At 71.3% G+C, this 17,125-nt stretch carries 17 protein-coding genes; 11 read left to right on the top strand and 6 right to left on the bottom strand.

The genetic code is table 11. The features are described 5' to 3' along the window. Positions 1 to 501 precede the first annotated feature (501 nt). The 3 genes from ABD987_RS23635 to cds1 all read left to right on the top strand — a co-directional run bounded on the left by ABD987_RS23635 (position 502) and on the right by cds1 (position 2,472). Positions 502 to 975 (top strand): Lrp/AsnC family transcriptional regulator, encoded by a 474-nt coding sequence (locus tag ABD987_RS23635; RefSeq protein WP_345397602.1) that lies wholly within the window; start codon positions 502 to 504, stop codon positions 973 to 975. 11 nt (positions 976 to 986) lie between these two features. Further along, complete coding sequence (locus ABD987_RS23630) at positions 987 to 1,304, top strand: DUF4229 domain-containing protein (RefSeq protein ID WP_345397599.1); 318 nt, start codon at positions 987 to 989, stop codon at positions 1,302 to 1,304. A 76-nt stretch (positions 1,305 to 1,380) separates the two neighbouring features. Beyond that, positions 1,381 to 2,472, top strand: a complete 1,092-nt coding sequence (gene cds1, locus ABD987_RS23625; protein ID WP_345397596.1) for an L-cysteine desulfhydrase Cds1 — start codon at positions 1,381 to 1,383, stop codon at positions 2,470 to 2,472. Here the strand turns inward: cds1 and ABD987_RS23620 are convergent. The 4 genes from ABD987_RS23620 to ABD987_RS23605 all read right to left on the bottom strand — a co-directional run bounded on the left by ABD987_RS23620 (position 2,469) and on the right by ABD987_RS23605 (position 5,777). After that, positions 2,469 to 3,341 (bottom strand): 1,4-dihydroxy-2-naphthoate polyprenyltransferase, encoded by an 873-nt coding sequence (locus tag ABD987_RS23620; RefSeq protein WP_345397593.1) that lies wholly within the window; start codon positions 3,339 to 3,341, stop codon positions 2,469 to 2,471. The two genes, cds1 and ABD987_RS23620, sit on opposite strands and share 4 nt — an antisense overlap. A gap of 52 nt (positions 3,342 to 3,393) precedes the next feature. Next, the gene (locus tag ABD987_RS23615; RefSeq protein ID WP_345397590.1) at positions 3,394 to 3,540 is read right to left on the bottom strand and encodes a hypothetical protein; all 147 of its coding nucleotides are present in this window, start codon (positions 3,538 to 3,540) and stop codon (positions 3,394 to 3,396) included. 51 nt (positions 3,541 to 3,591) lie between these two features. Beyond that, a complete protein-coding gene (gene menE / locus ABD987_RS23610; RefSeq protein WP_345397587.1) occupies positions 3,592 to 4,743 on the bottom strand; it encodes an o-succinylbenzoate--CoA ligase in 1,152 nt (383 codons plus the stop codon). 110 nt (positions 4,744 to 4,853) lie between these two features. Further along, positions 4,854 to 5,777, bottom strand: coding sequence for a 1,4-dihydroxy-2-naphthoyl-CoA synthase (locus ABD987_RS23605; protein ID WP_345397585.1), 924 nt, complete (start codon positions 5,775 to 5,777; stop codon positions 4,854 to 4,856). Positions 5,778 to 5,834: 57 nt separating this feature from the next. Between ABD987_RS23605 and menD the strand changes: the two genes are divergently transcribed. The 3 genes from menD (at position 5,835) to ABD987_RS23590 (ending at position 9,740) form a co-directional block, all read left to right on the top strand. Further along, a complete protein-coding gene (gene menD, locus ABD987_RS23600) occupies positions 5,835 to 7,526 on the top strand; it encodes a 2-succinyl-5-enolpyruvyl-6-hydroxy-3-cyclohexene-1-carboxylic-acid synthase (protein ID WP_345397582.1) in 1,692 nt (563 codons plus the stop codon). A gap of 200 nt (positions 7,527 to 7,726) precedes the next feature. Continuing rightward, on the top strand, positions 7,727 to 9,250 hold the full coding sequence (locus ABD987_RS23595) for a M1 family metallopeptidase (RefSeq protein ID WP_345397579.1): 1,524 nt from the start codon (positions 7,727 to 7,729) through the stop codon (positions 9,248 to 9,250). Positions 9,251 to 9,272: 22 nt separating this feature from the next. Beyond that, on the top strand, positions 9,273 to 9,740 hold the full coding sequence (locus tag ABD987_RS23590) for a DUF3592 domain-containing protein (protein ID WP_345397576.1): 468 nt from the start codon (positions 9,273 to 9,275) through the stop codon (positions 9,738 to 9,740). Positions 9,741 to 9,831: 91 nt separating this feature from the next. Here ABD987_RS23590 and ABD987_RS23585 read toward each other — a convergent pair whose 3' ends face one another. Next, positions 9,832 to 10,677, bottom strand: coding sequence for an inositol monophosphatase family protein (locus tag ABD987_RS23585; protein ID WP_345397573.1), 846 nt, complete (start codon positions 10,675 to 10,677; stop codon positions 9,832 to 9,834). Positions 10,678 to 10,903: 226 nt separating this feature from the next. Here ABD987_RS23585 and ABD987_RS23580 point away from each other — a divergent pair, with 226 nt between their 5' ends. Together ABD987_RS23580 and ABD987_RS23575 are read left to right on the top strand one after the other, a co-directional pair. Continuing rightward, entirely contained in the window at positions 10,904 to 11,974 is a 1,071-nt protein-coding gene (locus ABD987_RS23580; protein WP_345397571.1) for a glycosyltransferase family 4 protein, read from the top strand. Between the two features lie 16 nt (positions 11,975 to 11,990). Further along, a complete protein-coding gene (locus ABD987_RS23575; RefSeq protein WP_345398796.1) occupies positions 11,991 to 13,094 on the top strand; it encodes a glycosyltransferase family 4 protein in 1,104 nt (367 codons plus the stop codon). Between the two features lie 6 nt (positions 13,095 to 13,100). Here the strand turns inward: ABD987_RS23575 and ABD987_RS23570 are convergent, their stop codons facing one another. After that, the gene (locus ABD987_RS23570; protein ID WP_345397569.1) at positions 13,101 to 13,892 is read right to left on the bottom strand and encodes a maleylpyruvate isomerase family mycothiol-dependent enzyme; all 792 of its coding nucleotides are present in this window, start codon (positions 13,890 to 13,892) and stop codon (positions 13,101 to 13,103) included. Between the two features lie 77 nt (positions 13,893 to 13,969). Here ABD987_RS23570 and ABD987_RS23565 point away from each other — a divergent pair, with 77 nt between their 5' ends. Genes ABD987_RS23565 through ABD987_RS23555 form a run of 3 tightly spaced genes read left to right on the top strand, consistent with a single transcriptional unit; the run spans position 13,970 to position 16,761 of the window. Next, on the top strand, positions 13,970 to 14,713 hold the full coding sequence (locus tag ABD987_RS23565) for an AfsR/SARP family transcriptional regulator (protein WP_345397567.1): 744 nt from the start codon (positions 13,970 to 13,972) through the stop codon (positions 14,711 to 14,713). Positions 14,714 to 14,764: 51 nt separating this feature from the next. Further along, the gene (locus ABD987_RS23560; protein WP_345397565.1) at positions 14,765 to 15,469 is read left to right on the top strand and encodes a demethylmenaquinone methyltransferase; all 705 of its coding nucleotides are present in this window, start codon (positions 14,765 to 14,767) and stop codon (positions 15,467 to 15,469) included. Further along, positions 15,466 to 16,761, top strand: a complete 1,296-nt coding sequence (locus ABD987_RS23555) for a geranylgeranyl reductase family protein (RefSeq protein ID WP_345397563.1) — start codon at positions 15,466 to 15,468, stop codon at positions 16,759 to 16,761. Before ABD987_RS23560 ends, ABD987_RS23555 begins: the two co-directional genes overlap by 4 nt. Positions 16,762 to 17,125 lie beyond the last annotated feature (364 nt).

Raw genomic sequence — 17,125 nt, 5'->3', positions numbered from 1 at the left:
CTCCTTAACGACCTGACTGCTATACCGGAGACGACCTGGGCCGGTGGGCCCGTCGCGCCGGGGTAGCCAACACGGCAATCGTTGCACTTCACCCGTCAGGTACTCGAACGGTTGTCCTTGAGTAAAGAGCCCTTAAAGGACAAAACAGACATGTTTCTTATGGACATCCGACGCGCGCGGGCGTAATGTTTGAGAGTTTTCCCGCTGGAAGGCTTGATCGATGGGCGCGTCACTGAGCTGGGCTTTTTCGATTTCCCGCTGGCGCTTTCGACGTTAGGGGACTTTCCGGGTGCCGTGAAAGGGCATTTCGGCGGGTTTCACGGTGTGGAACCGGCTGGCCTGGCGGCAGGTAATGCTTGATCACGAGGTGAGAGCGGTTTTCGGTGGAAGATTCACCGTCGCCGGTCGGGTGCGGTCTCGCCCGCGATGTGGGATGCGTCTCAGCGGGAGCGAACGCCCGGCCGCGCGGGGATCTTCACGAAGGCGGCCTAGGGTGAGCACGTGGACCACGTCGACAGGAAGATCATCGCGGCACTGCGGGAAAACGGCCGGGCGACCTACGCCGACCTCGGGAGGTCCGTCGGGCTTTCGGCGTCCTCGGTGCACGAGCGCGTCGGCAAGCTCGAGGCCTCCGGGGTGATCACCGGCTACCACGCGATGGTCGACCCGAACTCCGTCGGGCTCGGGGTGACCGCGCTGGTCGGCATCCATCCCACCGACACCGCCACCGACGAGGACGTCGCGGACGCGCTCGGCGGTCTCGACGAGGTCGAGAGCTGCTACGCGGTCGCGGGCGACGAGGCGTTCGTCGTCAAGGTCCGGGTGTCGACCGTCGACGAGCTCGAACGGTGTCTGGGCAGGCTGCGCCGCATCCCCGGGGTCGGCCGCACGAACACCACCGTCGTGCTGTCCACCCGCTTCGAGGGGCGCCCGAACAACGCGGGCCTGGACGAGGAGCCGGCGGGCAAGGCGTAGCCTGCTGAAGTGTGAGTGAGACGCCGACATCAGCCAAGACTCCGGTCCCGCATCTGGCGCGTGACCTGACGGTGTACCTGCTGGCGCGATTCGTGCTGGTCGCGGCGTTGGCCGTGGTGCTGGCGCTGGTCGGCGTCCCGCTGCTGGTCGCGGTCCTGATCGGCCTGGTCGTCGGCCTGCCGCTGGGGCTGCTGCTGTTCCGTTCGCTCAACGCGCGGGTGACCGCGGGGCTGGCCCGGCGTAACGAGCAGCGCGCGCGGGCCCGCGCGAAGCTGCGCGCCGAACTGCGCGGCGACACCACCTCGGACAGTGCGGCGGACGCGGCATGAGCGACGCTTGCGAGCGAATCATGGATGTCATGCGCCAAAAAGAGTCCAACACTGTCTCGCGGAGCGAGGCCATCGCATGAGCAGGCTGCACAGCCGTAGCTGGGTCCGTGAGGCCGTCCGGATCATCGAGGCCGACGCGAACCGCAGCGCCGACACCCATCTGCACGTCTTCCCGTTGCCCGCGGACTGGGGCATCGACCTCTATCTGAAGGACGAATCGGTGCATCCCACCGGTTCGCTCAAGCACCGGCTGGCCCGGTCGCTGCTGCTCTACGGGCTGGTCAACGGTCAGATCGGGCCGGACACCGTGCTCATCGAGTCCTCCAGCGGCTCGACGGCGGTGTCCGAGGCGTACTTCGCGCGCATGCTCGGCCTGCGGTTCGTCACGGTCGTGCCGCGCAGGACCAGCAAGGAAAAGATCGCGCTCATCGAGTTCTACGGCGGCGAATGTCACTACGTCGACCGCGCGCCGGACATGTATCCGGAGGCCGAGCGGCTGGCGGCCGAGTGCAACGGGCACTACCTCGACCAGTTCACCTACGCCGAGCGCGCGACGGACTGGCGCGGCAACAACAACATCGCCGAGTCGGTGTTCGCGCAGATGAAGTCCGAGCGGCATCCGGTGCCGACCTGGATCGTGGTCGGCGCGGGCACCGGCGGCACGAGCGCGACGTTCGGCCGGTACGTCCGTTACAAGCGGCACACCACCAAGATCGCGGTCGTCGACCCGGAGAACTCCTCGTTCTACGGCGCCTGGCAGACCGGGGCGCTGGACTACGGCACCGGAATGCCTTCGCGCATCGAGGGAATCGGCCGCCCGCGGGTCGAGCCCTCGTTCGTCCCCGGCGTGATCGACGAGATGATCCGCGTCCCGGACGCCGGTTCGCTGGCCGCGATCCGGCTGCTGCGCGAGCGCACCGGGCACTGGGCCGGCGGGTCCACCGGGACCAACCTGTACGGCGCTTTCCGGCTGATCGCGCGGATGCTCGAAGAGGGCCAGGCCGGCAGCGTCGTGACGTTGCTGTGCGACGGCGGCGAGCGCTACGCGAACACCTACTACAGCGACGAGTGGCTGGCCGGGCAGAACCTGGACATCGCGCCGTACCAGGCGAAGTTCGAGGAGTTCCTGACCACGGGCAAGTTCGCCGAGGACGAGCTCCCGGACTAGCTCAGGCCGAGGGCGACGGCGCTCAGCACGGCCCAGGCGAGCATCGCGAGACCGGTGTCGCGCAGCGCCGGGATCAGCGCGCGGCCGGTCTGGCCGCCGCCGACCGCGCGCACCGAGGAGCGCAGCAGCGGCGCGGTGACCAGGGTGATCAGCAGCCACGGCTGGAACACGCCGAGGACGACGCTGAGCACGTACGGCACCGTCACCAGCGACAGGTAGAGCCGCCGGGTGCCGCGGTCGCCGAGCCGGGTGGCGAGGGTGCGCTTTCCGGCTTCGATGTCGGTGGGGATGTCCCGCAGGTTGTTCGCGACGAGCACGCCGGAGGAGAAGCAGCCGACCGCGACCGCGCAGCCGAGCCCGGCCCAGCTGACCTGCCCGGCCTGCACGTACACCGTGCCGAGCACGCCGGCGAGGCCGAAGAACACGAACACCGCGATCTCGCCGAAGCCGTAGTAGCCGTACGGTTTGCTGCCGCCGGTGTAGAACCACGCGCCGAGGATGCACAGCCCGCCCATCGCGAGCAGCCACCAGTGCCCGGTGAACGCGACGAGCAGCAGCCCGAGCACGCCGGCGAGGCCGAGGCAGGCGAGTGCGGCGGCGAGGACGCTCTTCGGGGCGGCGGTGCCGGAACCCACCAGCCGCAACGGGCCGACGCGGTGTTCGTCGGTGCCGCGGACGCCGTCGGAGTAGTCGTTGGCGAAGTTGACGCCGATGATCAGGGACAGCGCGACCAGCAGGGCGAGCAGCGCGCGCCACCAGGAGAAGGCGTCGAGCGCGATCGCGGCGCCGGTCCCGGCGACCACCGGCGCGATCGCGTTGGGCAGCGTCCGCGGCCGGGCGCCTTCGATCCACTCACTCACTGTCGCCATGACGTCCATTCAACGCCATGACGATCACCCGTTGGTCAGAAACCCCGCGAAGTCACGGGGTGTGCAGAACACTCCAGGTGAGCTGACCGCTGTTCGGTGCGCGCAGGGGTGTCTCGTCCGCGACAGCCGGACCGGCGAGCACGGCCAGCCCGAACACGGCGAGAGTGCAGGCGAGTGCGATACGTATCCGGCGCGTCATGGACAGCAGCCAAGCCGTTCGGTCCGTGGCCTGTCAACACAACCGGGTGAATCAGGGGGCCATTTCCGCCCGGAACCGATCCCGTACGGCCATTCGGTCTATTTTCCCGGGTCCGCGCAGGGGAAGCTCGGGGGCGAATTCGACCCGTTTCGGGGCACACGCGGCGCCGAGTTCGGACTTCACCGCGGCGCGCAGGTCGCCGCCGTCGCAGGAGGCGCCGCCGGGGACCACGAGGGCCACGACGGCCTCGCCCCATTCCGGATGGGGCACGCCGACCACGCACGCTTCGCGCACGCCGGGCTGGGCGCCGAGGACGCGTTCGATCGCGGCGGCCGAGACCTTCACCCCGCCGGTGTTGATCACGTCGTCCACGCGGCCGAGAACCCGGAGCCGCCCGTCCTCGGTGAACCGGCCGCGGTCGGAGGTACGGAACCAGCCGTCACCGAACGACTCCGCCGTCAGCTCCGGCTGCCGCCGGTAGCCGTGCGCGAGGACGTCGCCCGCGATCCGGATCCGGTCGTCGTCCAGCTCGATCCGGACGCCGTCGAGCGGGACGCCGTCGTAGACACAGCCGCTGGCCGTCTCGCTCATCCCGTACGCGGGCACGATCCGCACGCCCGCCTCCGCCGCGCGTTCACGTAGCCCCGCCGAGGTCGCGGCGGCACCGATCACGATGGCGTCGAAGGACCGGGCCGCGGCCAGCCCCGCCGGGGAGTCGAGCAGGCGGACGAGCTGGGTGGGCACGAGCGCGGTATACCGTGGACCGTCGGCGGTCGACAGTGTGGCGGCGGCCGCGGCGAAGTCGTCCGGGCGGAAACCGTCGCCGGTCAGCACCGCCGGGGTGGTGCCCGCCAGCAACGCGCGGACGAGCACCTGGAGGCCGCCGATGTAGTGCGCGGGGGTGGCGAGCAGCCAGTGGCCGGGCCCGCCGAGCCGGGCGTGGGTCGCGGTGGCGGACGCGCGCAGCGCGGACGCGGACAGCAGCACACCCTTCGGCGCGCCGGTGGATCCCGACGTCGCGATGAGCACGGCGGTGCCGGGCTCGACGGGGTCGTCCGGGGCCATCGCCGCCCGCAGCGTCTTCGCCGACGGGTCCCCGGCGTTGAGCGGCAGCACCGCCGGTCCGCCGTCGAGCGCCTCCGCCACCGCCCGCGTCAGCGCGCTCACCGCGTCCGGTGACCCGTCGAGCCACACCTCCCGCACGAAACCTCCCAAGCTTCCCCTTCGCACCCTACGACCGGGCGCACTCAAGTCCGTGGGGGCCTCCTTGAGGGACTCCAGGTCCCTCAAGGAGGCCCCCACGGACCGTCGGGTCAGTAGTAGTACGGGACGTCGGAGAAGTCGGGGTCGCGCTTCTGGAGGAAGGCGTCGCGGCCTTCGACAGCCTCGTCCTGCATGTAAGCCAGTCGGGTGGTTTCCCCGGCGAAGAGCTGCTGGCCGACGAGGCCGTCGTCGATCTGGTTGAAGGCGTACTTCAGCATGCGCTGCGCCGTCGGGGACTTGCCGATGATCGTCCACGCCCAGTCCAGCGCCTCCGCCTCCAGCGAGGCGTGCGGGACGACGGCGTTGACCGCGCCCATCGCGTGCATCTGCTCGGCGGTGTACTCGCGACCGAGGAAGAAGATCTCCCGCGCGAACTTCTGCCCGACCTGCCGGGCGAGGTAGGCCGAGCCGAACCCGCCGTCGAACGAGCCGACGTCGGCGTCGGTCTGCTTGAAGCGGGCGTGCTCGGCCGAGGCGAGGGTGAGATCGCACACCACGTGCAGCGAGTGCCCGCCGCCGGCCGCCCAGCCGGGGACGACCGCGATCACCGGTTTCGGCATGAATCGGATGAGGCGCTGACACTCGAGGATGTGCAGCCGTCCAGCCCGCGCCGGGTCCACCGTGTCCGAAGTCTCCCCGCTCGCGTACTGATACCCGGAGCGTCCGCGAATACGCTGGTCACCGCCGGAGCAAAAGGCCCAGCCACCGTCCTTGGGGGACGGTCCGTTCCCGGTGAGGAGGACGCAGCCGACGTCCGGGCTCTGCCGGGCGTGATCGAGCGCGCGGTACAGCTCGTCGACGGTGTGCGGCCGGAAGGCGTTGCGGACCTCCGGCCGGTCGAACGCGATGCGGGCGACCCGCTTGCCACCGCGGTTCTCAGCCGAGCGGTGGTAAGTGATGTCAGTGAAGTCGAATCCCTCGACCGGGGTCCACGCGGCGGGATCGAACAGCTCGGAAACTTGGGCTTCATCCACGTTTGGGAGAATAGGACGTGTGCTTATGAGTGAAGACGTAGGTCGCGAGGTCCGCCGGTGAATCCGTCCACCGCGCAGGCCCGCGTGCTCGTCGACGAACTCGTCCGCAACACGGTTTCCCACGTCGTGCTCTGCCCCGGCTCCCGTAACGCTCCGCTGTCCATCGCGCTCTACGACGCGGCCGCGGCCGGGCGCCTCCAGCTGCACGTCCGCATCGACGAGCGCGGCGCCGCCTTCCTCGCGCTCGGCATCGCCGCGCGCACCGGCCGCCCGGTCGCGGTGCTGTGCACCTCCGGGACCGCCGCCGCGAACTTCCACCCCGCGGTGCTGGAGGCCGACCGGGCCGGGGTCCCGCTGATCGTGCTCACCGCCGACCGGCCGCCGGAGCTGCGCGCGGCGGGCGCGAGCCAGGTCATCGACCAGCACCAGCTCTACGGCGACGCCGTCCGCTACTTCGACGAGCTGGCCGTCGCGGAGCGCCGGGCCGGCCAGAACTCCTACTGGCGCAGCCAGATCTGCCGGGCGTGGAACGCCGCGTACGGCGAATGGCGCTGCGGGCCGGTGCACCTGAACATCCCGTTCCGCGAGCCCCTGGTGCCCGACGTCGGCGACGACGGCGACGACGTCCCCGAGTGGTACGAATCACTCGAAGGGCGTCCCGGCGGCGAGCGCTGGACCGAACTGCCGGACTTCGGCGCGCTGCCCTCGTTCGTCGTGCCTTCGGCGCGGCACGGCCTGGTCATCGCCTGCGACACCGGCGTGCAGGCGGCGAGCGAGTGGGCCGAGCAGCACGGCTGGCCCGTGGTGTCCGAGACCGGCGGGCTCGGCCTGTCCGGCGCGACGGCGATCTCGTCGGGGACGTGGCTGCTCGGCGTCGAGGACTTCATCGCGCGGCACAAGCCCGAGCAGGTGCTGTGCCTGGGCCGCCCGACGGTGTTCCGGCAGGTCCAGCGTGTGCTGTCCGATCCGGACGTCGAGGTGCTGCTGGTCCGGCCCGACTCCGACTGGCCGGCGCCCGCGCACAACGTCCGCCAGGTCGGGCAGTGGTTCGACGAGCCGACCAAACCCGCCGACCCGGAGTGGCTGGCCGGCTGGCGCCGAGCCGACGCGGCCGCGCGCGCGGCCGTCGACGGGCTGCTGGCCGACGAGCCGTGGCCGAGCGGGCTGCGGCTGGCGAGTGAGCTGGTGGACGCGCTGCCCGAGGGCTCGCTGCTGGTCGTCGGCTCCTCCAATCCGACGCGGGACGTCGCGCTCGCCGGGCGGCTGCGCCCGGACGTCCTGGTGCACCGCAACCGCGGCGTCGCCGGGATCGACGGCACGGTGTCCACCGCGATCGGCGCCGCCACCGTGCACCGCGGGCCGTCGTACGCGCTGATCGGCGACCTGACGTTCCTGCACGACGCGAACGGGCTGCTGACCGGGCCCGCCGAGCAGCGGCCGGACCTGACGATCGTGGTGCTCAACGACGACGGCGGCGGGATCTTTTCGCTGCTGGAGCAGGGCGCGCCGGAGCACAACGCGAGTTTCGAGCGGGTCTTCGGCACCCCGCACGGCGCGGATCTCGGCGCCCTGTGCGCGGGATACCGGGTGCCGCACGTCGTGGCGGACACGCTCACCGAGTTCCGTGCCGCGCTGCGCCCGGCTCCCGGGCTGCGGGTGGTCGAGGTCCGTGTCGACCGCACCCGGCACCGCGATCTGCACGCCCGGCTGCGTGATGTCGTGCGTTCGGCCGTTTCGGACGAGGCGTGACGAGCTTACGATCGCGCAGCCGCTCGTCGCGCCGATCGGGTGCGGGTGTCCCGCGGGACACCGTCTAGACCAAGATCAACGCCGCGTCAAAGCGTGGCGGGACACATTCTCACCGGGTAAGAAACCTCCCTTCGGATGTATCTCCGGATTCGGTAGCTGAATACGTTCAACGAGCCTGAATTCGTCCTGGGAGGATGCAGATGAGGAAGAGAACGCGCGCCGGGTTGGGTGTGCTGGCCACCGGAATCACTTCGGTGCTGCTCGCGGGAGTCGCGGGCGCGGCGCCCTCGCCCGGCGCGTCCGGTGTGGGGGACCCGTACTACCCGAACGCCGGGAACGGCGGCACGGACGTCCGGCACTACGACATCCGGCTGACCTACCAGCCCGCCACCGACCTGCTGTCCGGCACCACCACGCTCCAGCTCACCGCGACGCAGGACCTGTCCCGGTTCGACCTGGACTTCGGTCTCAAGGCCAGCAGCGTCCTGGTGAACAACCGCCCGGCGAAGTTCACCAACTCCACCGGCGACGGCGAGCTGGTGATCACCCCGGCCACGCCGCTGGCCAAGGGGCAGACCGCCACCGTGGTGGTCGCCTACGCGGACACGCCGTCGCAGGTGAAGATCGACGGCGTCGCCGGGTGGAAGAAGACCCCGGACGGCGCGCTCGGCGTCGACGAGCCGCAGAGCGCCGCGTGGTGGTTCCCGTCGAACGACCACCCGACCGACCGCGCCACCTTCGACGTCTCGGTCGAGGTCCCCGACGACGTCGCCGCGCTGTCCAACGGCACGCTGGTGAGCAAGACCAAGAAGCGGGCGGGGTGGACGCGCTGGAACTGGCGCAGCACGCAGCCGCAGGCGACGTACCTGACCTCGCTGGAGGTCGGCAGGTTCGAGGTCACCCAGTCGACGACGCCGGACGGCAAGCCGTTCATCACCGCCTACGGCGCGGACCTCGGCCCGTCGCTGGACGCGGCGAAGGCCAGCGTCGAGCGGACTCCCGAGGTCAACGAGTTCCTCGCGTCGAAGTTCGGGCCTTACCCGTTCGAGGCGCAGGGCGGCGTGGTCACCAGCGGCATCAGCTTCTCGCTGGAGAACCAGACCCGCCCGGTCTACGGCGCGCGGAACTTCGCCGCCGGCGCGAACACCTCGCTGATCGCGCACGAGAACGCGCACCAGTGGTTCGGTGACAACGTCACGCTCGGCCGCTGGAGCGACATCTGGCTGAACGAGGGCTTCGCGACCTACGCGCAGTACCTGTGGTCCGAGCACACCGGTGAGGGCACCGCGGACGAGCTGGCGCAGTACACCTACGACTCGCACCCCGCCGACGACAAGCTGTGGAAGCTGCTGCCCGCCGACCCCGGCGCGGCCAACCAGTTCGACGGCGCCGTCTACGACCGTGGCGCGCTCGCGGTGCACGCGCTGCGCAAGACCGTCGGCGACGAGTCGTTCTTCAAGATCCTGCAGACCTGGCAGAAGGAGAAGGCCGGGAAGTCCGCGCGGATCACGGAGTTCATCGCGCTGGCCGAGAAGATCTCCGGGAAGCCGCTGTACGACCTGTTCCAGACCTGGCTCTACACCTCGGGCAAGCCGGCGGTCGGCCCGAACGGCGCCACCCCGAAGGCGTTCGCGGCTTCGGCGGCGACGGTCAAGCAGGCACCGAAGTCGTACGCGCAGATCCAGGCGACCCACGAGTTGCTCCACGCCGAGCACGCGCACTGAGTCTTACCTCTATGCTCGCGGCGTGATGACCAAAGGTGAGCGGGCGAGGCGCATCGGGTGGTACGTCACCCTCGGTGCCGCCTCGCTCCTCACCGTCATGTGCGTGGCGCTGCTCTTCGCCGCCATCCGCAACGACAACGCGATCTCCGGCCAGCCGGGCACGGCGACCGCGCAGGTCGAGTCGGTCGCGTTCGACCGCACCATCATCCAGTTCTCCACCCCCGACGGCGTCGTGCACAGCCCGTCGAACGGGGTGCTCTACCCGCGCGGGCTGGCCGCGGGCCAGCTGGTGCGCATCGAGTACGACGCGACGGACCCCGACCTCGCCAGGGTCGCCGGGCGTTCGGCGACCGAGACGCTGGTCCCGCTCGGCCTGACCGTGCTGGTCACCTGGCTCGTCGCGACGCCGCTGCTGTGGTGGATCCGGCGCCAGAAGCGCCGCGCTCAGGCCGCCGCGCCCGTGCCCGCCGCTCCCGCCGTTTCGGATTAGGCGGACGAGCGCCCCAATGTGGCATTGGGTGCGCTCAACGCACCGAACGCCACATTGGGGCGCATGACCGTCGGCGAACCCTGAACGGTGTTCAGGAAGCTCCGGTGACGGCGGCGGTCTCCTGCCACCAGCCCAGCACCTCGTCGGCGACGCCGGGCGCGGCGACCAGCAGCCCGTCCGTCGGCAGCGTGGTGTCCTCACCGTGCTTGTCCAGCACGACCGCGCCCGCCTCGATCGCCATCGCCACCGAGCCCGCGACGTCCCATTCGTGGTAGCTGTGCAGCACCGCCGCGGCCGCGTGCCCCAGCGCGACCTGCGCGATCGACAACGCCGCCGAGCCGAGCACCCGGACCCCGGCGTGCGCGGCGGCGGCCCGTTCGATGAACCCGCCCATCCCCGGCCACGGCCCGGTCCGCGCCAGTTCGGTGCACACGATCGCGCCCGCGGTACCGCGACGGTCGGCGAGGGTGATCGGCTTGCCGTTCGCGCGGGCACCGCGCCCTCGCGCGGCGGCGTAGATCTGCGCGCGGTACGGGTCGGCCACGACGCCGACCACCGGGCCCGCGGCGTCGATCAGCGCCAGGCTGTAGGCGCACCACGGCACCCCGGCGACGTAGTTCGCGGTGCCGTCGACCGAGTCGACGACCCAGCGGTACTCGGCGATGTCCGCGCCGTGGTCGGCGCCGAACTCGTGCCCGACCACCGGGATCCCGGGGAACTCGGCGGTCAGCACCCGGCGGGTGTGCCGTTCCAGGATGCGATCGGTGTCGGTGACCCAGTCGAACGGTGAGTCCAGGGTGGCGGGGTGCGCGCCCCGCCCCGCGGTCGCGGTGATCACGTCGGTGGCGTCGTTGGCCAGTCGCCCGGCCACCTCGAGGGCTCTGGACAGCAGCCCTGGTTCTACCGGCCGAGGCGGCCGCGACGAAAGGAGGGTCATGCCTTCTTAGTCTGGGCCGCGCTGGTTTCCGGGACACGACCTGGAGATGACATGTCTTGCGCAATCTGTCGACGGATAGTGCTCGCGGGGTACTCGTAAGTAGTGTTCGGCCGCCGTTGGCCGGGGCGTCACGCGGGATTGGCCCGGTTCGCCAGAATCGGGTGCGACAGTGATCGGTGTGCGAGTCGCCATCGTCACCGAAAGTTTCCTGCCGCAGGTGAACGGCGTGACCAACTCCGTCCTGCGGGTCGTGGAGCATCTCGCCGAGCGCGCTCACGACGTGCTGATCATCGCGCCGGGGCCCGGTCCGGACAGCTATCGCGGCGCGCCGGTGGTGCGGATTCCCGCGCTCGAGTTCCCCGGCGTGAACTCCCTGCCGATCGGGGTGCCGACCAGGACGGTGCTGACCGCGCTCGCCGCCTTCGGCCCGGACGTGGTGCACCTGGCGTCGCCGTTCGTGGTCGGCGCGCGCGGGCTCGCCGCCGCGCGCCGGCTCCGGGTGCCCTCGATCGCGGTGTACCAGACCGACATCGCCGGATTCGCCGCCGCGTACGGGTTCGGCATCGCCGCCCGCGCGGCGTGGCGCTGGGTGCGGCGGCTGCACTCGCGAGCCGACCGCACACTCGCGCCGTCCACCGACTCGGTCGACCAGCTGCGGCTGCACGGCGTCCCCCGGGTACACCGCTGGGCACGCGGTGTCGACGTCTCCCGCTTCTCCCCGGCCCACGCCGACCCCGCGCTGCGGGCCGAGCTGGCGCCGAACGGGGAACTGCTCGTCGGCTTCGTCGGCAGGCTCGCGCCGGAGAAGGAGGTCGACCGGCTGACCGCGCTCGCCGGGGTCCCCGGCATCCGGGTCGTCGTGGTGGGCGACGGTCCGGAGCTGCCGATGCTGCGGGAACGCCTGCCGGGGGCGGCCTTCCTCGGCGCGAAGTACGACGAGGAACTGTCGGCCGCCTACGCGAGCCTCGACGTCTTCGTGCACACCGGACCGCACGAGACGTTTTGCCAGGCCGTCCAGGAGGCGATGGCGTCCGGGCTGCCGGTGCTCGCCCCGGACGCGGGCGGCCCGAAGGACCTCGTGCTGCCGGGCCGGACCGGCTATCTGCTCCCCGCCGGCCGCGCGGAGTTCGGCCCGGCGCTGGTGTCCAAAGTGGACGACCTGCGCGACGCCGCGCTGCGGGCCCGGCTGGGGGAGAAGGCGCGGAAAGTGGTGCTGGGCCGCACCTGGCCCGCCGTGTGCCGCGAGCTGGAGGCACACTACGAAGCGGTGCAGGGCCGGGCCGCGCGCGCCGCCTGACCATGCGCGGCGCGTGATGCACATCGTCCAGCTGGCCAACTTCTACGGACCGGCCTCGGGTGGGTTGCGGACCGCGCTGCACCACCTCGGCGCCGGATACGTGACCTGCGGGCACCGGGTGACGCTGGTGGTGCCCGGTCACCGCTACGCCGACGAGACGCTGCCCAGCGGGGTCCGCCGGTTTTCCCTTCCCGCGCCCCGGATCCCGGGCACCGGCGGCTATCGCGCGGTGGATCCGCACCGGGTGCGCGCGGTGCTGCGGCGGCTGGAACCGGACCGCCTGGAGGTGTCCGACCGGCTGACCCTGCGCGGCATGGGCGTCTGGGCGCGGCGCAACGGCGTGCCCAGCACGGTCATCTCGCACGAGCGGCTGGACCGGCTGCTCGAACAGTTCCTGCTGCCGGGGCCGATGGCCCGCCGCGTGGCCGACGCCGCGAACCGCCGGATGGCCGCGAGCTACGACACGGTGGTCTGCACGACCGCGTTCGCCCGCGCGGAGTTCGACCGCATCGCGGTGCCGAACGTGCGCCGCGTGCCGCTCGGCGTCGACCTCGCGACGTTCACCCCGGCGAGACGCGACGACGGCTGGCGGTACACCCTCGCCGGCGGCGCCGACGCGCTCATCGTCCACTGTGGACGGCTTTCGCCGGAGAAGCACGTCGAGCGCAGCGTGGACACCGTCGCGGAGCTGACCGAGTCCGGTGCCCGCGTCCGGTTGGTGGTGGCGGGTGACGGGCCGCGGCGGCGCGCGCTGGAGCGCCGGGCGCGGGGCCTGCCGGTGACCTTCCTCGGTTTTCTGTCCGGACGTGGCGAGGTCGCACGGCTGCTGGCCAGCGCGGACGTCTCCCTCGCGCCGGGCCCGCACGAGACGTTCGGGCTCGCCGCGCTGGAGGCGCTCGCGTCCGGGACCCCGGTGGTGGTCTCGGCGTCGAGCGCGCTGCGGGAGATCGTCCGGCCGGGCTGCGGCGAGGCGGTGTCGGACCACGCGCCCGCCTTCGCCTCCGCGGTGACCGGGCTGCTGGAGCACCCCGAGGATCTGCGGCGCGCCGCGGCGCGGGCGCGCGCCGAAGAGTTCGCGTGGCCCGCTTCGGTGCGCGGCATGCTGGCCGCGCTCGGGTAGCCCGGCTCAGCCGAAGTCGACGCGGTCCAGCCAGAAATCGAGCAGCTCGGTGTCGCCGAAGACCTCGAATCCTCCTTCCGTGATCGGGCGTCGTTTGTAGATGGCGAGCAGGAGCCCGGTGACCGGCCCCCGCACGGCGACCGCGGCCTTTTCGTGGGCGCGGCGCCAGGTGATGACCTCACCGGTGAGGTCGACGACCCATTCCGCGTTCGATTCCGGTGGGGTGTCGGTGGCGTGGAAGTGCAGGGTGCGGCCGGGGCCGAGGAGCTCGCGCATCCAGGGATGGACGTCGAAGTGCAGGGGCAGCGAGCCGAGTTCCAGCCATTCGTCGATACCGTCGATCGCCACCTCCCTGTCGAGTTCGTAGTCCACGCCCAGCGCCAGGAACGCGTCCGCGCGGTGGATCGCCGCTTCGTGGGTGAACCGGCGGACGAAGAACTCCGTGGTGCCGTAGCCCGGTACCGGCGTCCACACCGGTGTGCCGGGGCCCGCCGCGCGCAGGGTTTCCGCCAGCCGTTCGGCGCTCTCGGCGAGCCAGGGCCCGACGACGGCCGGGTCCTCCTCGGTGTAATCGTCGAGTTCGCGTCCTCCTTCGGGAACCGGCTCGGTGGCGCGGGTGCGCACGATCGTCTCCGCCCAGCGCTGGACCCCGCCGAGGTGGCGCAGCAGCTGGCCCACGTTCCACTCCGGGCAGGACGGCACCGTGGTGGTGAGGTCGGCGCCCGCGATCCGCGCGACCAGCGATTCGGTCTGCGTGACGATCTCGGCGCAGTAGCGTTCGTGGCTCAGGCGAGTCATGCGGTCACCGTAGGACACACCACCGACAAAACCGCTCCTTGTACCGGTTTTGTATGACGCCGCCGCACCCTCGTGCCATGAGGTTCGAGGTTCTCGGGACCATCGGCGCGGGCCAGGCGCCGATCCACGGCAGGCTGCGCCGCACGCTGCTCGGCGTGCTGCTGGCCGGCGCCAACACCACCGTCCGCGCCGAGGTGCTGACCGGCGCGCTCTGGGAGTGCGGCCCCGATCCGAGAGCGCCGGGGAAACTCCACTGGCACGTGCACAAGCTGCGTCAGGACCTGCCCGAACCCGGACGGCTCACCTGGCGGCCCGGCGGCTACCACCTCGCCGTGCTGCCCGCGGAACTGGACGCCGAGCGCTTCGAAACGGCCGCGGCGCGGGCGCCGGGGATGGCCGATCCGGCCGAGCGCGCCGAGCTGGCCCGGCGGGCACTCGCACTGTGGCAGGGCGTTCCCTACGAGGGTTTCGACGTGCCCGTGCTCGCCGGTGAAGCGGCGCGGCTGAGCGAGCGCAGGCTGTCCCTGCTGGAGGAACTGCACGCGGCGGACCTGGAACTCGGGCGGCACGCCGCGGCGGCGGCCGGACTCTCGGCGCTGGCCCGGCGGCATCCGCTGCGCGAGCGGCTGCATCACCTGCTGATGCTCGCGTTGTGTGGCGACGGCCGCCGGGGCGAGGCGCTCGACGTCTACCGCCGGGCCCGCCACGCGTCGGTCGGCAGGCTCGGGGTGGAACCGGGCCCGGCGTTGCGGGAACTCGAACGCCGCATCCTCGCCGGTGAGGAGAACGAGGGCGTCAGGACACTCACGCGCCTGCCCTGACCGGGGGACGGCGCGACGCCGCTCTCAGCACCCGACAGCTACTCTGCGGCTATGTCCCGAGCGAGTCTTGACAAGGATCCGCACGACGTCGCCGCCATGTTCGACGACGTCGCGTCCGGCTACGACCGCGCGAACTCGTTCATGACGTTCGGCTTCGACCGGCGCTGGCGCACCACCACCGCGCGGGCGCTGGACGCCAAGCCGGGGGAGAAGGTCCTCGACCTCGCCGCCGGGACCGGCGTGTCCACCGTGGAGTACGCGCGGGGCGGCGCCTGGTGCCTCGCCGCGGACTTCTCCGTCGGGATGCTCCGCGCGGGCAGGCACCGGAAGGTGCCGATGGTCGCGGCGGACGCGTTGCACCTGCCCTTCGCCGACGACAGCTTCGACGCGGTGACGATCTCGCTGGCGCTGCGCAACTTCGTCGACGTCAAGGCCGCGCTGATCGAGATCGCCCGGGTCACCAGGCCCGGTGGGCGGCTGGTGATCTGCGAGGTGTCGACGCCCACATTCGCGCCGATCCGCTTCGTCCACCGGAAGTTCGTGCTGCGCCTGCTGACCTGGTTCGGCAGCCGTAACTCCTCCAACCCCGAGGCGTACTCCTACCTGGCCGAATCCATGCTCGCCTGGCCGGACCAGCGCGGGCTGGGGGAGATCATCGCGGGCGCGGGCTGGACCGAGGTGGAGTGGATGAACCTCACCTTCGGCGTCGTCGCCGTCCATCGGGCCCGCAAGCCCGCCGTAGACTCGCACGCATGAGTTCTCCGCGCCGCCGCAGTCCCGAGCATGACGCCGAGGTCATCGTCGTCGGTGCCGGACCGGCCGGGTCCACGGCCGCCACGTACCTCGCCCGCGCGGGCGTCGACGTGCTGCTGCTGGAGAAGACCGAGTTTCCCCGGGAAAAGGTCTGCGGTGACGGGCTGACCCCGCGCGGGGTCAAGCAGCTCATCGACCTCGGTCTCGACACCAGCGAAGAGGCGGGCTGGGTGCACAGCCGCGGCCTGCGCATCCTCACCGGCGACCTGACGCTGGAGCTGGACTGGCCGGACCTGACCAGCTACCCGCCGTACGGGGTTTCCCGTACCCGCCAGGACTTCGACGACCTGCTGGCGAAGACCGCGGTCAAGGCGGGGGCGCGGCTCTACGAGCGGACCTCGGTGACCGGCGCGATCACCAGTCCCGGCGGGCGTGTGATCGGCGTCGAGGCGAAGGTCGGCCCGGAGCGGACGCCGGTGTCCTACCGCGCGCCGCTGGTGCTGGCCTGCGACGGCGTGTCCGCGCGGCTCGCGCTGAGCGTCGGCATCCAAAAGGACGAGAAGCGCCCGATGGGCGTCGCGGTGCGCCGCTACTACAAGAGCCCGCGTCACGACGACCCGTTCATCGAAGGGCACCTGGAGCTGTGGGACCGCTCCGACCCGCGGAATCCGAAGCTGCTGCCGGGGTACGGCTGGGCGTTCCCGCTCGGTGACGGCACGGTGAACGTCGGTCTCGGGATGCTGTCCACGTCGGCCTCGTTCCGCAACACCGACTACCGCGCGCTGCTGCGGCAGTGGCTCGACGGGACGCCCGAGGAATGGGGCTACCGCGAGGAGAACGCGATCGGGAAGGTCGGCGGCGCCGGGCTGCCGATGGGCTTCAACCGCACCCCGCACTACCGCGACGGCCTGCTGCTGCTCGGCGACGCGGGCGGCATGGTCAGCCCGTTCAACGGCGAGGGCATCTCGGCGGCGATGGAGTCGGCGCAGCTCGCGGCCGAGGTCGTGGTGCAGGCGCTGGCGCGGGCGGAAGGGCCTTCGCGGGAGCGTGCGCTGGAGGGCTATCCGCGGGCGGTCGCGGAGCTGATGGGCGGGTACTACCGGCTCGGGAACGTGTTCGCGAAGATCATCGGGAAGCCGAAGATCATGCACGCGTGCACGAAGTACGGGCTGCGGATCAACGCGCTGCTTCCCTTGGTGTACAAGGGACTTTCCGGCTGCTACGACGCCAAGGGCGGGGACGGCGTCGACCGGCTCATCGCCGCGCTCGCGCGGGTGACGCCCTCGCCGCGCTGATCTCTGCTTTTTGGTTTCGGCCTGTGCCGTGAAGGCCTCCTTCACAGCGTTGAGCGCTGTGAAGGAGGCCCTCACGGACTTTCGGGTTTGCTTGCGGGGCGTGCGGGGTGCTGGCCGTGGCTGGATGTGCCGAGGGACGCCTTCGGTGCGTTGGCCGCACCCAGGGACGCCCTCGTCGCACCCAACGCACCCAGGGACGCTTTCGGCGCAGGGGACTTGTGAGCCCGGGCGGCTGTGCTGAAGGATGCTCCTATAGATGTCAAGTGGTGGTTGTGAGGTTGGCTATGTCTGTGGTGAGGGCGTGGTAGATCTCTCGGGTGACGTAGCGTTTGAGGCAGCGGATGATGTGGCGTTTGGGTAGGCC

The organism is Amycolatopsis samaneae (assembly GCF_039541975.1).
Classification (GTDB): domain Bacteria; phylum Actinomycetota; class Actinomycetes; order Mycobacteriales; family Pseudonocardiaceae; genus Amycolatopsis; species Amycolatopsis samaneae.
The sequence above is the reverse complement of the archived record's forward strand: the minus strand, read 5'-3'. Positions and strand labels throughout refer to the sequence as shown.

What these genes read in the sequence shown, in the direction of transcription:
- cds1 (WP_345397596.1), top strand. Translation starts at nt 1,381, where the DNA reads ATGAGCAGGCTGCACAGCCGTAGCTGGGTCCGTGAGGCCGTCCGGATC.
- ABD987_RS23620 (WP_345397593.1), bottom strand. Translation starts at nt 3,341, where the DNA reads ATGGCGACAGTGAGTGAGTGGATCGAAGGCGCCCGGCCGCGGACGCTG.
- ABD987_RS23615 (WP_345397590.1), bottom strand. Translation starts at nt 3,540, where the DNA reads ATGACGCGCCGGATACGTATCGCACTCGCCTGCACTCTCGCCGTGTTC.
- ABD987_RS23595 (WP_345397579.1), top strand. Translation starts at nt 7,727, where the DNA reads ATGAGGAAGAGAACGCGCGCCGGGTTGGGTGTGCTGGCCACCGGAATC.
- ABD987_RS23585 (WP_345397573.1), bottom strand. Translation starts at nt 10,677, where the DNA reads ATGACCCTCCTTTCGTCGCGGCCGCCTCGGCCGGTAGAACCAGGGCTG.
- ABD987_RS23575 (WP_345398796.1), top strand. Translation starts at nt 11,991, where the DNA reads ATGCACATCGTCCAGCTGGCCAACTTCTACGGACCGGCCTCGGGTGGG.
- ABD987_RS23570 (WP_345397569.1), bottom strand. Translation starts at nt 13,892, where the DNA reads ATGACTCGCCTGAGCCACGAACGCTACTGCGCCGAGATCGTCACGCAG.
- ABD987_RS23565 (WP_345397567.1), top strand. Translation starts at nt 13,970, where the DNA reads ATGAGGTTCGAGGTTCTCGGGACCATCGGCGCGGGCCAGGCGCCGATC.
- ABD987_RS23560 (WP_345397565.1), top strand. Translation starts at nt 14,765, where the DNA reads ATGTCCCGAGCGAGTCTTGACAAGGATCCGCACGACGTCGCCGCCATG.
- ABD987_RS23555 (WP_345397563.1), top strand. Translation starts at nt 15,466, where the DNA reads ATGAGTTCTCCGCGCCGCCGCAGTCCCGAGCATGACGCCGAGGTCATC.